7 protein-coding genes are annotated in these 13,666 nt (G+C 70.5%); 3 read left to right on the top strand and 4 right to left on the bottom strand.

The window, feature by feature from the left end; genetic code table 11:
- Positions 1 to 20: 20 nt before the first annotated feature.
- Entirely contained in the window at positions 21 to 4,115 is a 4,095-nt protein-coding gene (locus R2J75_RS13660; protein WP_316410385.1) for a DUF3857 domain-containing protein, read from the top strand.
- Positions 4,116 to 4,162: 47 nt separating this feature from the next.
- Here R2J75_RS13660 and guaB read toward each other — a convergent pair whose 3' ends face one another.
- Together guaB and rbr are read right to left on the bottom strand one after the other, a co-directional pair.
- Positions 4,163 to 5,623, bottom strand: a complete 1,461-nt coding sequence (gene guaB, locus R2J75_RS13655) for an IMP dehydrogenase (RefSeq protein ID WP_243334169.1) — start codon at positions 5,621 to 5,623, stop codon at positions 4,163 to 4,165.
- A gap of 172 nt (positions 5,624 to 5,795) precedes the next feature.
- Positions 5,796 to 6,377 (bottom strand): rubrerythrin, encoded by a 582-nt coding sequence (gene rbr, locus R2J75_RS13650; protein WP_394365919.1) that lies wholly within the window; start codon positions 6,375 to 6,377, stop codon positions 5,796 to 5,798.
- Between the two features lie 275 nt (positions 6,378 to 6,652).
- Between rbr and nifJ the strand changes: the two genes are divergently transcribed.
- Both nifJ and R2J75_RS13640 read left to right on the top strand, forming a co-directional pair.
- Positions 6,653 to 10,222, top strand: a complete 3,570-nt coding sequence (gene nifJ, locus R2J75_RS13645; protein ID WP_279342148.1) for a pyruvate:ferredoxin (flavodoxin) oxidoreductase — start codon at positions 6,653 to 6,655, stop codon at positions 10,220 to 10,222.
- Between the two features lie 122 nt (positions 10,223 to 10,344).
- Positions 10,345 to 11,337, top strand: coding sequence for a dihydroorotate dehydrogenase-like protein (locus tag R2J75_RS13640; RefSeq protein WP_243334172.1), 993 nt, complete (start codon positions 10,345 to 10,347; stop codon positions 11,335 to 11,337).
- Positions 11,338 to 11,435: 98 nt separating this feature from the next.
- Here R2J75_RS13640 and R2J75_RS13635 read toward each other — a convergent pair whose 3' ends face one another.
- Together R2J75_RS13635 and R2J75_RS13630 are read right to left on the bottom strand one after the other, a co-directional pair.
- Complete coding sequence (locus R2J75_RS13635; protein WP_243334174.1) at positions 11,436 to 11,945, bottom strand: nitroreductase family protein; 510 nt, start codon at positions 11,943 to 11,945, stop codon at positions 11,436 to 11,438.
- Between the two features lie 44 nt (positions 11,946 to 11,989).
- A complete protein-coding gene (locus R2J75_RS13630; protein ID WP_243346980.1) occupies positions 11,990 to 13,609 on the bottom strand; it encodes a methyl-accepting chemotaxis protein in 1,620 nt (539 codons plus the stop codon).
- Between the last annotated feature and the right edge of the window lie 57 nt (positions 13,610 to 13,666).

Here is a 13,666-nt window from a genome sequence, read left to right as displayed (position 1 = left end):
CTTCCGAACGCGGAGACACCATGGTCCGGATTCCCTCCCTCGTCCTCATCCTGTCCGCCGGGGCGGGCGCCCTGATGGCGGGCGGCCCGTGGGAGACCGCGGCGCCCCTGGCCGCCGACCCCCGGGCGGTGGTGGAGGCGGCCAAGGCCCACCCGCCCCGGGAGGGCAAGGCCGTCCTCGTCCTCCACGAGGCCTACACCTGGGTGCTGGACGCCCAGGGCCGGCGGCACCGGGTCTCCCACTCCCTCTACCGCATCGACGGCGAGGCGGCCCTGAAGAGCTGGAGCGAGGTCGGGGCCGGCTGGGGCCCATGGTACCAGGCGCGCCCCGTCATCCGCGCCCGGGTCATCACGCCCGATGGGAAGGTCCATCCCCTGGATCCGGCCACCCTGGGCGAATATGCCACGGGGCAGGGGGGGGACGGTCTCTTCGAGTCCCGCAAGAGCCTGAACGGGCCCCTGCCGCACACGGCCGTGGGGGTGATCGTGGAGCAGGAGATCGTCGCGGACGACACGGAGCCCTTCTTCGGCACGGGCTCCATGGCCCGGGTCCAGCTGGCCCAGAATGTCCCCGTCGTGAATGTCCGCTTCACCCTGGACGTGCCCGCGGGCACGCCGCTCCACTGGCGGGTGACGAACCTGGCGGGGAAGGCGCCTGTCCAGACGACGGAGGGCGGCCGCACCCGCCTCACCCTGGAGACCGGCCCCCTGGAGCCCCCCCGGGACTGGGAGCCCCTGGAGGATTCCGGGAAGGAGGCGCCCGCCGCCTTCTGGTACTCGACCCTGCCCGGCTGGGGCCAGGTGGCCGAGGCCTACCACGCCCTGGTCAAGCTGGATCCCCTCCCCGAGGACCTGGCGGCCCGGATGGCCGGGCTGAAGGCCTCCGGCCTGCCCCGGCGCGAGGTGGCGGCCCAGGCCCTCGCGGAGCTGCAGAAGCGGGTCCGCTACACCGGCGTCGAGTTCGACGACGCGGCCATCGTGCCCCGGGAGCCCCGGGAGACCCTCCAGCGGGGCTTCGGCGACTGCAAGGACAAGGCGACCCTCCTGGTGGCCCTCCTGGAGAAGGCCGGGGTGCCGGCCCGGGTGGCCCTGCTGAACGTGGGCCCCGACCCCGACGTGGAGCCCGACATGCCCGGCATGGGCATGTTCGACCACGCCATCGTGCACTGCCCCGGCCCGGACCCCCTGTGGATCGACCCCACGGTGGAGCTGGCCCCCGCGGGGCAGCTCCCGTGGCAGGACCAGGGCCGGCTGGCCCTGGTGGTGGATCCCGCCACGCGGGAGCTGGTCCGCATCCCCAAGGAGGGCATGGAGGCCAACCGGATCGTGGAGACCCGGGACGTCCACCTCTCCGAGTGGGGCGACGCCCGCGTGGTGGAGACCACGGACTACTTCGGCCTGGACGCCCTCTCCGCGCGTTCGGACCTCGCCAGCCTCGACGCCAAGGCCATGCGGGAGAACATGGAGCGCTACGTCAAGAGCGCCTACAACGCCAAGTCCCTGGGCGCCCTGGACTGCTCCGACCTCAAGGACGTGTCGAAGCCCGTGCGCTTCGTGCTCGAGGCCAAGGATACGCCCCGGGGCCATACCTGGTGGCGGGAGGCCAAGGCCGAGCTCGTGGTGTGGCCGATGCTCAGTGGCCTCATCCGCGTCCTGGAGGGGGAGGACGACGCCAAGCCCCTCCCGGCCCGCACCAAGGACCTCCGCTGGCGGGTGCCCTACGTCAAGGAATGGACCTACCGGGTGCATCCGCCCCAGGGCTACGCCCTGCGCAAGCTGCCCGAGGGGGGCGAGGTGGTCCTGGGACCCGCGCGGTTCCGCCGGACCTATGGGCTGGAGAAGGACGGCTCCGTCACCGCCACCCACCGCTTCGAATCCGGGCCGGAGGCCTGGACCGCCGCGGAGGTGGAAGCCGCCCGCAAGGCCGTCAAGGCCTTCGGCGAGACCCCCCGGGTGGACCTGCTGTTCGACCAGGAGGGAGAGCTCCTCCTGAAGGCCGGCAAGACCGGCGAGGCCCTGGCCTCCTTCCGGAAGCTGGCCGCCGCCCAGCCCCGCTCGCCCCTCACCCTCTGCCGCCAGGCCCAGGCCCTCCTGTCCGCCGGCCTTGGGGAGGCGGCGCGGGAGAAGGCCCGTCAGGCCGTGGCCCTGGATCCCGGCTCCTGGGTGGCCCAGGAGACCCTGGGGTGGGTCCTCCAGTTCGATCTCGTCGGGCGGCGCTTCAAGGACGGCTGGGACCGGGCCGGATCCATCGCTGCCTACCGGAAGGCCGAGGCGCTGGACGCGACCGAGTGGGGCTGGCGGGCGGACTTCGCCTACCTCCTCGAGCACGATGCCGGGGGGGAGCGCTACACCGCCGGGGCTTCGCTGGACCAGGCCATCGCCCAGTACCGCTTCATCCGCGACACCCTGAAGGTGGACAGCCGCGACGAGTGGCTCCTGGGCGCCCTGGGGGAGGCGGGCCGGCATTGGGAGGCCCTGACCCTGGCCCGGGATCTCAAGGCCTCCGCCTTCCGCAACGGCTGGCTGGTCGCATCCATGGTCCAGCTCCAGGACGTGGACAAGAGCCTGGCCGAGCTGCCGGGCCTCCTGGGTGGGCAGTTCACCTGGAAGGACGCCATCGCCCCCGCTGTCCTCCACCTGGCCAACGCCGGGGCCTACGCCCGGGCCGCCCGCCTCATCCAGGGCGGGCCCCAGGGGGCGGAGGGGGCGGATGAACGCCGCTTCCTGGCCGAGGCCCTCTCCAAGGTGGTGCCCGCCGAAGCGGCGAGCCGGGCCAAGGCCGATCCCAAGGCGGCCCTCGTCCGGGCCATCCAGGCGATCGCGGCCCCGGGGGCGGAGCTGAAGGTCCTGGACGCGGTGGCCACCCCCGGCTTCAAGGCCCACCTGGCCGCCGGGAACCGCTGGGAAGGCTTCAGGAACTACACCGCCTCCGTGGACCTCGCCTTCCGCTCCCAGGGCCTGCGGCGCCGCGCCGCCCTGGACCTCACCCTCACCATCGCCCAGCTCGCGGTGGACGGGGACGAGGCGCGGGGCTACCGGGTCCGCGCCACCTTCCCGGGCACCTCGGGCGGCACGTACCGGCAGACCTGGTACTTCACCGTGGATCGCGGCGTGGCCAAGGTGTGCGCCTGCGAGTTCGCCCTGGCCACGGTCGGCGCGGAGGCCCTGCGGCGGGCGGATGCGGGGGACCTGGCCGGCGCCAGGTTCTTCCTGGACGGGGCCCGGGAAGCCGTCAACCGGAACGGGGGCGACGATCCGCTCAACGCCGCCCCGTTCCCGTACCTGTGGACCCGGGGCCAGGCGGCCACCGCCGACGAGGTGCGCTGGGCCGCCGCCGCCCTGCGCATCTGGGTGAAGGAGGACCCCAGCATCGGCCCCCTGCTGGAGGCGGGGCTCCGGGGGGCGAAGGACCTCACCCGGCGCACCTACGCCCGGTTGGCCTTGGCCTTCCGGCAGGAGGACAGCCGGCAATGGGAGGCGCTGGAGGCGACGACGGAGCCGCTCCGCGCGGACTTCCCGGATTCCCCGGCCGCCCAGGGGTTCCACCTGACCGTGCTGAGCGCGAAGAAGGACTGGAAGGGGCTCCTGGCCCGCAGCCAGGAGCTGCTGGCGGCCAACCCCGGCAACCTCGTCTTCCAGGCCAACCGGGACGGGGCCCTCAACCACCTGGAGTCCCGGGAGGCCCGGATCGCCCGGCTCGAGGCCATGGTGGAGCGGGAGCAGCCCTCGACCTGGCACCTCAATTCCCTGGCCTGGCTCCACGCGGTCGAAGGCCGGGTCACCGAGAAGACCGTCGAGCTTGCGCGGCGCATGATCCGCATGGACACCGGGGACAGCGCCTCGCGGCTGCACACCCTGGCCACGGTCCTGGCCGACCGGGGCTACGCCGCGGAGGCGATGCAGATCCTCCACCGCTGCATCCAGGCCCGGGGGGCGGGCCGGCCCGACAGCAACGAGTGGTTCGTCGTGGGCCTCATCGCCGAGGCCCTGGGCGAGCCGGAGGCCGCGCGCCGCTGCTACGCCCTGGTGAAGCCCTCCGCCCCGGACTCGGGCGAACTCCCGGGCGAATCCTGCCACGAGATGGCCCAGCAGCGCCTGGCCCGCCTGCCGAAGTGAGGGCGGGGGCGGGGGGGCCGGCGCCCGGCCCCCCCCCGCCCGGTCCCTCAATCCATGCGGTAGTTGGGGGCTTCCTTGGTGATCATCACGTCGTGGGCGTGGCTTTCGCGCAGGCCGGAGCCGCTGATCTGCACGAAGGTGGCCTTCTGCTGGAAGTCGGCGATGTCCCGGCCGCCCACCAGGCCCATGCCGGCCCGGAGGCCGCCCACGAGCTGGGCGATGAGGTCCACCAGGCGGCCCTTGTAGGGGACCTGGCCCTCGATGCCCTCGGGCACCAGCTTGGTGTCGTCCTTGCCCTCCTGGAAGTAGCGGTCCTTGGAGCCCTGCTTCATGGCCCCCAGGCTGCCCATGCCCCGGTAGGACTTGTAGGTGCGGCCGCCGTAGAAGATGGTCTCGCCCGGGGCCTCGTCCGTGCCCGCGAAGAGGCTGCCGATCATGACGGCGTCGGCGCCGGCCGCCAGGGCCTTGGCCACGTCCCCGCTGAACTTGATGCCGCCGTCCGCGATGCAGGGGACCCCGGCCTCGCGGCAGGCCCGGCTGGCCTCCACGATGGCCGTGACCTGGGGCATGCCCGCGCCGGTGACGATGCGCGTGGTGCAGATGGAGCCGGGCCCGATGCCCACCTTGACCGCGGAGGCGCCGGCCTCGCAGAGGTCGCGGGCCCCCTGGTAGGTGGCGACGTTGCCGGCGATGACCGGCACGTCGGGGAGGGCGGCCCGGAGGCGGCGGAGGGCGTCCAGCACGCCCGCGCTGTGGCCGTGGCTGCTGTCCAGGCAGAGCACGTCCACCCGCGCGGCGACGAGGGCCTTGGCCCGGTCGAGGAGCTCGGGGCCCACGCCCAGCGCGGCGCCCACCCGGAGGCGGCCCTGGGCGTCCTTGCAGGCGTTGGGGTAGTTGGTGGACTTCTGGATGTCCTTGACGGTGATGAGGCCCTTCAGGTCGCCCGCGTCGTCCACCACGAGCAGCTTCTCGATGCGGTGCTTCTGGAGGATGGCCCGGGCCTCCAGCAGGGTGGTGCCCACGGGCACGGTCACCAGGCGGTCCTTGGTCATGACCTCGCGCACCGGCAGCTCCCAGCGGTCCTCGAAGCGCAGGTCCCGGTTGGTGAGGATGCCGACGAGCCGGTGGTTCTCCACCACGGGCACGCCGGAGATGCGGTACTTGGCCATCATGGCCTCCGCCTCCCGGATGGGGGCGTCGGGGTGGATGACGATGGGGTCGGTGATCATGCCGCTCTCGGAGCGCTTGACCTTGTCCACTTCCTCCGCCTGCCGGTCGATGCTGAGGTTCTTGTGGATGATGCCCACGCCCCCCTGCTGGGCGAGGCCGATGGCCAGCCGCCCTTCGGTGACCGTGTCCATGGCCGCGGACAGGAGCGGGATGCCCAGCTTCACGCCCTGGACCAGCGTGGAACTGAGGTCCACCTGGTTCGGGTGCACGTCCGATGGGCCGGGCACGAGGAGCACATCGTCGAAGGTCAACGCCTGGGTCAGGGGCAAGGTGAGCATGGGGGCCTCTTTGCGGAGTCCGCGGCTGCGGAGCCTTGCACGACATGATGGCACGGAAACTGGCCGCTCGTCTGTGATGGGCATCTCAGAAAAAAACGATCGGCCTGGTGAAAAAAATAAATCATCCCCCCGCCCCCCGGCGCCGCCGGGATGCGGGGGGAGGGGCCTGGCGTCAGAACCGCTCGGCCACCGGCTCGAAGTAGCCCTGGGGCTTCTGGCAGACGGGGCAGAGCTTGGGGGCCACGGGGCCCTCGTGGATGTGGCCGCACTCGCGGCAGCGCCAGTAGATCTTCTCGCCGCGCTGGAAGACGGTGCCGTTCACCACGTGGTCATACAGGCGGGCGAACCGGCCCTCGTGCTCCTTCTCGACCTTGGCGATCCACTCGAAGGTGCGGGCCACCTCGGGGAAGCCCTCCTCCCGGGCGATCTTCGCGAACTCGGGGTAGAGGGCCGTCCACTCCTCGTTCTCGCCGTCCACGGCCGCCTTGAGCTGGGCCGCGGTGTCGCCGGCCACGACGGGGTAGGTGGCGGTGATCTCCAGGGCGCCCGGGGCCAGTCTGGCCAGGTGGGCGTAGAAGAGGCGCGCGTGCTCGCGCTCGTTGGCGGCGGTCTCCTCGAACACCGCGGCCACGTGCTCCAGGCCCTCGGCGCGGGCGACCTGGGCCGCGAAGGTGTATCGGTTGCGGGCCTGGCTCTCGCCGGCGAAGGCCTTGAGCAGGTTCCGCGCGGTCCGGCTCTCGTTGAATTCCATGATGACCTCCGGTCAATGTGCGCCCTTCGCGGAGATGTGCCTTGCTGGCGGCGGGGGCGCTGGTTCAAAAAGGATGGGTTGAGTCTAGACCACTTGGCCCAACCCTGTAACTTGCGACACACCTTTCCCCTTTGCGGACCCTCTGCTCTTGATAAAGGAACACTTGAAGAATACGATGACCAGAGTGCGAAGCAGTATGTTCTAGGCCGTCGGCCCTGCTTCTCCAAAGACCCACACCCACGTCGGAAAAGTCCAACGACACACGTAGGAGGAAGGCCATGGCCGAACGTCGCATGGTTACCTTGGACGGTAACGAAGCTACGGCATCAGTCGCGCACCGCTTGAATGAGGTGATCGCGATCTACCCGATCACCCCCTCTTCCAACATGGGCGAGTTCTCCGACGAGTGGAGCGCCCAGGGCCGGAAGAACATCTGGAACACCGTCCCGTCGGTGGTCGAGATGCAGTCCGAAGGCGGCGCGGCCGGCGCGGTCCACGGTGCCATGCAGGCTGGCGCCCTGACGACCTCCTTCACCGCCTCCCAGGGTCTTCTGCTGTTCATCCCGAACATGTACAAGATCGCGGGCGAGCTGACCCCCTTCGTGCTGCACGTGTCCGCTCGCACGATCGCTACCCACGCCCTCTCCATCTTCGGAGACCACGCCGACGTGATGGCCTGCCGCCAGACCGGCTTCGCCATGCTGAGCGCCGACAGCGTCCAGCAGGCCCATGACTTCGCCCTCATCTCCCAGGCCTCCACCCTGAAGAGCCGGGTCCCCTTCATCCACTTCTTCGACGGCTTCCGCACCTCCCACGAAGTCAACAAGATCGAGATGCTGAATGACGATGACCTGCGCGCCATGGTCACCGACGAGATGGTGAAGGACTACCGCAGCCGGGCCCTGACCCCCGACGCCCCCCTGGTCCGCGGCACCGCCCAGAACCCCGACACCTACTTCCAGGCCCGCGAAGCCTGCAATCCCTACTACAACGCCTGCCCCGAGATCGTGCAGGCCGAGATGGACCGCTTCGCCGAGCTCACCGGCCGCAAGTACAAGCTCTTCGACTACCACGGCCACCCCGAGGCCGAGCGCGTCATGATCATCATGGGCTCGGGCGGCGACACCGCCACCGAGTACGTGGACTGGGCCCTGGCCAAGGGCGAGAAGATCGGCCTCCTGCAGGTCCGCCTGTTCAGGCCCTTCTCCATCAAGCACTTCATCGGCGCCCTGCCCAAGACCGTCAAGAAGCTCGCGGTCCTGGACCGCTGCAAGGAGCCCGGCGCCCTCGGCGATCCCCTCTACCTCGACGTGGTCACCGCCCTGCGCGAGGCCGCCGAGGAGGGCATCAGCCACTTCGACCAGGCCCCCCGCGTCTTCGCCGGCCGCTACGGCCTCTCCAGCAAGGAATTCAACCCGAGCTGCATCAAGGCCATCTACGACAACCTGGCCAAGGACAAGCCGAAGAACCACTTCACCGTCGGCATCGTCGACGACGTCACCTTCAGCAGCCTCGACATGGACCACGAGTTCGACATCGAGGGCGCCGACGTCAAGCGCGCGATGTTCTACGGCCTCGGCTCCGACGGCACGGTGGGCGCCAACAAGAACTCCATCAAGATCATCGCCGAAGAGACCACCAACTACGGCCAGGGCTACTTCGTCTACGACTCCAAGAAGGCCGGCGCCATCACGATCAGCCACCTGCGCTTCGGGCCCAAGCCCATCCGCAGCGCCTACCTGATCCGCAAGGCCAACTTCGTCGCCTGCCACAACACGAGCTTCCTCGACAAGTACGACATGCTCTCCTCCGCCGAGGTGGGCGCCACCTTCCTGCTGAACTCCCCCTTCTCCAAGGATGAGGTGTGGGACAGCCTGCCGAAGGAGGTCCAGACCGCCATCGTGTCCAAGAAGCTGCGCTTCTTCACGATCGACGCCTTCGACGTGGCCCGCAAGACCGGCATGGGCGTGCGCATCAACACGATCATGCAGACCTGCTTCTTCGCCATCTCCGGCGTGCTGCCCCGCGAGGAGGCCATCGCCCAGATCAAGAAGGCCATCAAGAAGACCTACGGCAAGAAGGGCGAGGCCGTCATCAAGAAGAACTTCGAGGCCGTGGACACCACCCTCGAGCACCTGCACCAGGTCGAGGTCCCCGCGACCGTGACCGCCGAGCGCGTCATGCCCCCGACCGTGGCCGACGAGGCTCCGGACTTCATCAAGCGCGTCACCGCCATCATGATGCAGGGCAACGGCGACCTGCTCCCCGTCAGCGCCTTCCCCGTGGACGGCACCTGGCCCGTGGGCACCACCAAGTGGGAGAAGCGCAACATCGCGATGGACATCCCCGTCTGGGACCAGAGCATCTGCATCCAGTGCAACAAGTGCGCGCTGATCTGCCCCCACGCCGCCATCCGGCCCAAGGTCTACGATCCGGCCTGCCTCTCCGGCGCCCCCGAGACCTTCAAGTCCGTCGACTACAAGGGCGCCGAGTTCAAGGGCCAGAAGTACACGATCCAGGTCGCTCCCGAGGACTGCACCGGCTGCGGCATCTGCGTCGCCGTCTGCCCCGCCAAGGACAAGAGCAACCCCAAGCACAAGGCCATCGACATGACGCTCCAGGCTCCCCTGCGCCAGCAGGAGGCCGAGAACTTCAAGTTCTTCCTCGAGCTCCCCGAGGCCGACCGCACCGTCCTGAAGACCGACGTGAAGGGCAGCCAGTTCATGCAGCCGCTCTTCGAGTACTCCGGCGCCTGCGCCGGCTGCGGCGAGACCCCCTACATCAAGCTGATGACCCAGCTCTTCGGTGACCGGGCCCTCATCGCCAACGCCACCGGCTGCTCCTCCATCTACGGCGGCAACCTGCCCACCACGCCCTACACCGTCAACAAGGACGGCCGCGGTCCCGCCTGGGCCAACAGCCTGTTCGAGGACAACGCGGAATTCGGCCTGGGCTTCCGCCTCGCCGTGGACAAGCACCAGGAGTTCGCCCTCGAGCTGCTGCACCGCCTCGCCGCCCAGGTGGGCGATGAGCTGGTGGCCGGCATCGTCGCCGCCGACCAGAGCAACGAGGCCGGCATCCAGGCCCAGCGCGAGCGGGTCGCCGCCCTCAAGGCCAAGCTGGCCGGCATCAAGGATCCCGAGGCGCCCCGCCTCGCCCTCGTGGCCGACTACCTGGTCAAGAAGAGCATCTGGATCGTCGGCGGAGACGGCTGGGCGTATGACATCGGCTACGGCGGCCTCGACCACGTGCTGGCCTCCGGCCGGAACGTGAACATCCTGGTCCTCGACACCGAGGTCTACTCCAACACCGGCGGCCAGGCCTCCAAGTCCACCCCCCTCGGCGCCGCCGCGAAGTTCGCCATGGCCGGCAAGCCCCTGCCCAAGAAGGACCTGGGCATGATCGCCATGAGCTACGGCAACGTCTACGTCGCCAAGGTGGCCATGGGCGCCAAGGACGTCCAGGTGGCCAAGGCCTTCCTCGAGGCCGAGAGCTACGACGGTCCGTCCATCATCATCGCCTACAGCCACTGCATCGCCCACGGCTTCGACCTGGTCCAGGGCTGCGAGCAGCAGAAGCTGGCCGTGGACTCCGGCCACTGGCCGCTGTTCCGCTTCGACCCCCGCCGCATCGAGCAGGGCGAAGGCCCCCTGCAGATGGATTCCGCCGCGCCCAAGGTCGAGATCGGGAACTACATCCTCAACGAGACCCGGTTCCGCATGGTGCAGCAGCAGAACCCCGAGCACTTCAAGCACCTGCTCGCCATGGCGCAGCGCGAGGTCACCAACCGCTACGCCTCCTACGAGAACCTGGCCAAGCTGACCATGCCGGTCAAGACCGCCGAATAACGTCCAGGCCTTCGGGCCGCCGCGCCGCCACCCTTTCGTTCGGGAAATCGAACGGAAGGGTGGCGGTTCCCGTTGAGGGGTGTTCCAATGGTGACCAGTCCAGCCCCAATGAAGGAGTCGTCATGAACCTGAAGACCACCTACCTTGGCCTCCCGCTCGAGCATCCGGTCATGGCCGGCGCTTCGCCGCTGGGTGCCGACCTGGATGCCGTCCGCCGCCTGGAGGACGCCGGCGCCGCCGCCATCACCCTCCCCTCCCTGTTCGAGGAGCAGATCACCCGGGAGGAGTCGGGCACCCTCTACGACCTGGCCGCCCACGCCGAGACCTTCGCGGAGGCCACCAGCTACTTCCCCCGCTTCGACGAGATGACCCTGGGCCCCGAGAGCTACCTGACGCAGCTGCAGCGGGTGAAGGCCGCGGTCCGCGTCCCGGTCATCGCCTCCCTCAACGGCATCACCAACAGCGGCTGGCTGGACTACGCCCGGAAGATGCAGGACGCCGGGGCCGACGCCCTGGAGCTCAACATCTACTACCTGGCCACCAACCCGCTGGAGACCTCGGACCTGGTGGAGCGCCGGACCCTGGAGATCGTGCGCACCGTGAAGTCGAGCGTGACCATCCCCGTGGCGGTGAAGCTCTCTCCCTTCTTCAGCTCCCTGGCGCACTACGCCAAGGTCCTGGAGGGGGCCGGGGCCGACGCCATCGTCCTCTTCAACCGCTTCTACCAGCCCGACCTGGACATCGAGAACCTGGAGGTCACCCCGGCCCTCCAGCTCAGCTCCAGCTCCACCCTGCGCATGCGCCTGCGCTGGCTGGCCATCCTCTGGAGCCACGTGGGCGTGCCCATGGCGGTCACCGGCGGCGTCCACACCCCCGAGGACGCGGTGAAGGCCACCATGGCCGGCGCCACCGGGATCCAGATGGTCTCCGCCCTCCTCAAGCACGGCCCCGAGCGCCTCACCGAGGTGCGGGACGGCCTGGCCGCCTGGATGGAGGAGCACGAGTACGAAAGCCTGGACCAGATGCGGGGCAGCATGAGCCTCGTGAAGTGCCCCAACCCCCAGGCCTTCGAGCGCGCCAACTACATGCGCGTCCTCCAGGGCTGGAAGGCCTGACCCCCTCGGACCGGGCCCATCCCACCGGGAACGGGCCGATGGATGCCTCGGCATCCATCGGCCCGTCCAGGCTGGGCCCGCACCGGGCGGGCCGGGTCCTACCAGGTGTTGAGGTGGATCAGTTCGGGGCGGTAGCGGTCCTCGCTTTCGGGCGTCTCGGCGGGGTGGCCGATGGGGACGAGGGCGAAGGGGATCACGTCGGGGGGCAGTTCGATGAGGCCGCGCAGGGCCTCGATGCGGTCCTCGCGGGGGTGGATGCCGACCCAGACGGCGCCGAGGCCCTTGGCGTGGGCGGCGAGCAGGAGGTTCTGGGTGGCGGCGGCGCAGTCCTGCACCCACATGCCGGGGTGCTTCTCCTGGCGGTGGTCGCCGCAGACGAGGACGGCCACGGGGGATTCGGCCAGCATGCCCGCGTAGGGGTGGAAGTCGGGGATCCGGTCCAGGATCTCGCGGTCGGTGAGGATGAGGAAGTGCCAGGGCTGCTCGTTCCCCGCGGAGGGCGCGTGCATGGCCGCCCTGATGAGTTCGCGCACGACGTCCAGGCTCACGGGACGGGGGGTGAAGGCGCGGATGCTCCGTCGGGTGTTGAGGGCTTCTAGGGCGTCCATCAGAACTCCTGGGGCTTGAGGGGGAAAACCATCATACGCCCAGTTCAGGCGATCTTGAACCGGCCGATGGACGCCGCGACCTGGTCGGCCACGGAGGCCAGGAATTCCGCGGTGCGGTTCACTTCCTCCACGGTCGCGGCCAGCTCCTGGGAGGCGGCGGCGCTGCGCTCCGTCCCGGCGGCGGCGGTCTCCACCTGGCGGGCGACGTCATCGCAGGTGCGGCCCTGGGCGTCGGTGGCGGCGCCGATCTCCCGGGCCGAGCGCGCCACGGCGTGGATGTTCCCCTGGAGGCTCTCCAGGGCCGCGCCGGATCGCCCCGTCGTGGCCAGGCCCCGGGCCATGGCCGCCTCGGAGGCCTGGATGAGGCCCGCGATCTCCCGGGCGGCCGAGGCGCTCTTCTCGGCCAGCTTGCGCACCTCCTCGGCGACCACGGAGAAGCCCCGGCCGTGGACCCCGGCCTTGGCGGCCTCGATGGCGGCGTTGAGGGAGAGGAGGTTGGTCTGGCGGGCCAGGTCCTGGATGACCTGGACGGCCCGGACCATCCGCTGATTCGTCTGCCGGATTTCCTCGATGGCCTCGCCGGCCTCCCGGCCCTGGGCCACCCCCTCCGCCACGGCGGCCACCATGGCCTCCGCCGAGGCGCTGTTGGCGCGGGCGTTGCCCGCCACGTCCCGGATGGAGTCCGCGAAGGCCAGCACCGAGGTGGCGGTCTGTTCCCCCGCGGCTCGCTGGCCGTCCGCGAAGGCCGCGATCTCCGCCGCCGCCCGGGCCATTTCGGCGGCGGTGGCGCTCAGCTCCGTGGAGCCGGAGGCCACCCGGGCGCTGGCCTCGCCCAGGTCCCGGAAGATGGTGCGGAGGGCCCCGGCCAGGCCGTTGAGGTGGGCGGCCATCTCGGCGAACTCGTCCTGGCCGGCCACGGGCACGGCGTGGCTGAAGTCGCCGCCGGCCATGCGGCGGACGCAGGCACCCGCGGCGTCCAGGGGACGGAGGATCCCCTGGACGAGGGACCGGGTGAAGGCCAGGGCGGCGAGGAGGCCGATCAGCAGGAGAGCGGTCTGCTGCAGGAGCAGGGCCCGCCGTTCGGCCTCCAGGGACTGGGCCGCCTGGGTCCGCAGGGCCTGGGTCCGGGCGATGATCTGTTCGGCCAGCTCCCCCAGGGCCGCGGCCATGGGGCGGTCCACCCCCCGGAGGGCGGCGTCCACGGACCGGTAGGACCCGGGCTGGTCGGGCCGGAAGGCCGCGAGCCCCGCGCGGTAGCGCTCCCCGAGGTCCCGGTGCTCGGCCTGGGCCCGGCGGGCCAGGGCCGGGTCCAGGCCCGCCGCCGGCAGGGCCTCGGCCAGCTTGTCGAGGTTGGCCTGCACCTCCGTCTCGGCCCGGGCGAAGGCCGCGCGGTACTTGCCCAGGAGGGCGGGGTCGTGGCCCCGCAGGAGGATGTCCTTGAATTCCTGGACCTGGGTCTTGAACTCGCTCTGGGTGTCCCGGGCCAGGTCCCCGGTCTGGGCGATGCGCCGGGTCGCGTCCAGGGCCGCCAGGGCCGTGGTCCGGGTCCGGCCCAGGGCGACCAGACCCCCCAGCCACAGGAGGGCGGCGAGGAGGAGCAGGAGGCCCGCGAGGAGGTGGAGCCGGACGCCCACCCTCAGCCTGGAAAGGAACCCGCCAGCCATGACGCCTCCCCCTGGAGCGCCCCGGCCGGGGCGTGCGGGAGAGCATAGACGAGAAGG

Origin of the sequence: Mesoterricola sediminis (genome assembly GCF_030295425.1) — a bacterium.
Lineage (GTDB): Bacteria > Acidobacteriota > Holophagae > Holophagales > Holophagaceae > Mesoterricola > Mesoterricola sediminis.
This window is presented reverse-complemented; position numbering and strand designations above follow the sequence as displayed.

Excerpts from the sequence above, each read along its gene's own strand:
- nifJ (WP_279342148.1), top strand. The coding sequence starts at position 6,653 with ATGGCCGAACGTCGCATGGTTACCTTGGACGGTAACGAAGCTACGGCA.
- R2J75_RS13630 (WP_243346980.1), bottom strand. The coding sequence starts at position 13,609 with ATGGCTGGCGGGTTCCTTTCCAGGCTGAGGGTGGGCGTCCGGCTCCAC.
- R2J75_RS13635 (WP_243334174.1), bottom strand. The coding sequence starts at position 11,945 with ATGGACGCCCTAGAAGCCCTCAACACCCGACGGAGCATCCGCGCCTTC.
- R2J75_RS13640 (WP_243334172.1), top strand. The coding sequence starts at position 10,345 with ATGAACCTGAAGACCACCTACCTTGGCCTCCCGCTCGAGCATCCGGTC.
- R2J75_RS13660 (WP_316410385.1), top strand. The coding sequence starts at position 21 with ATGGTCCGGATTCCCTCCCTCGTCCTCATCCTGTCCGCCGGGGCGGGC.
- guaB (WP_243334169.1), bottom strand. The coding sequence starts at position 5,623 with ATGCTCACCTTGCCCCTGACCCAGGCGTTGACCTTCGACGATGTGCTC.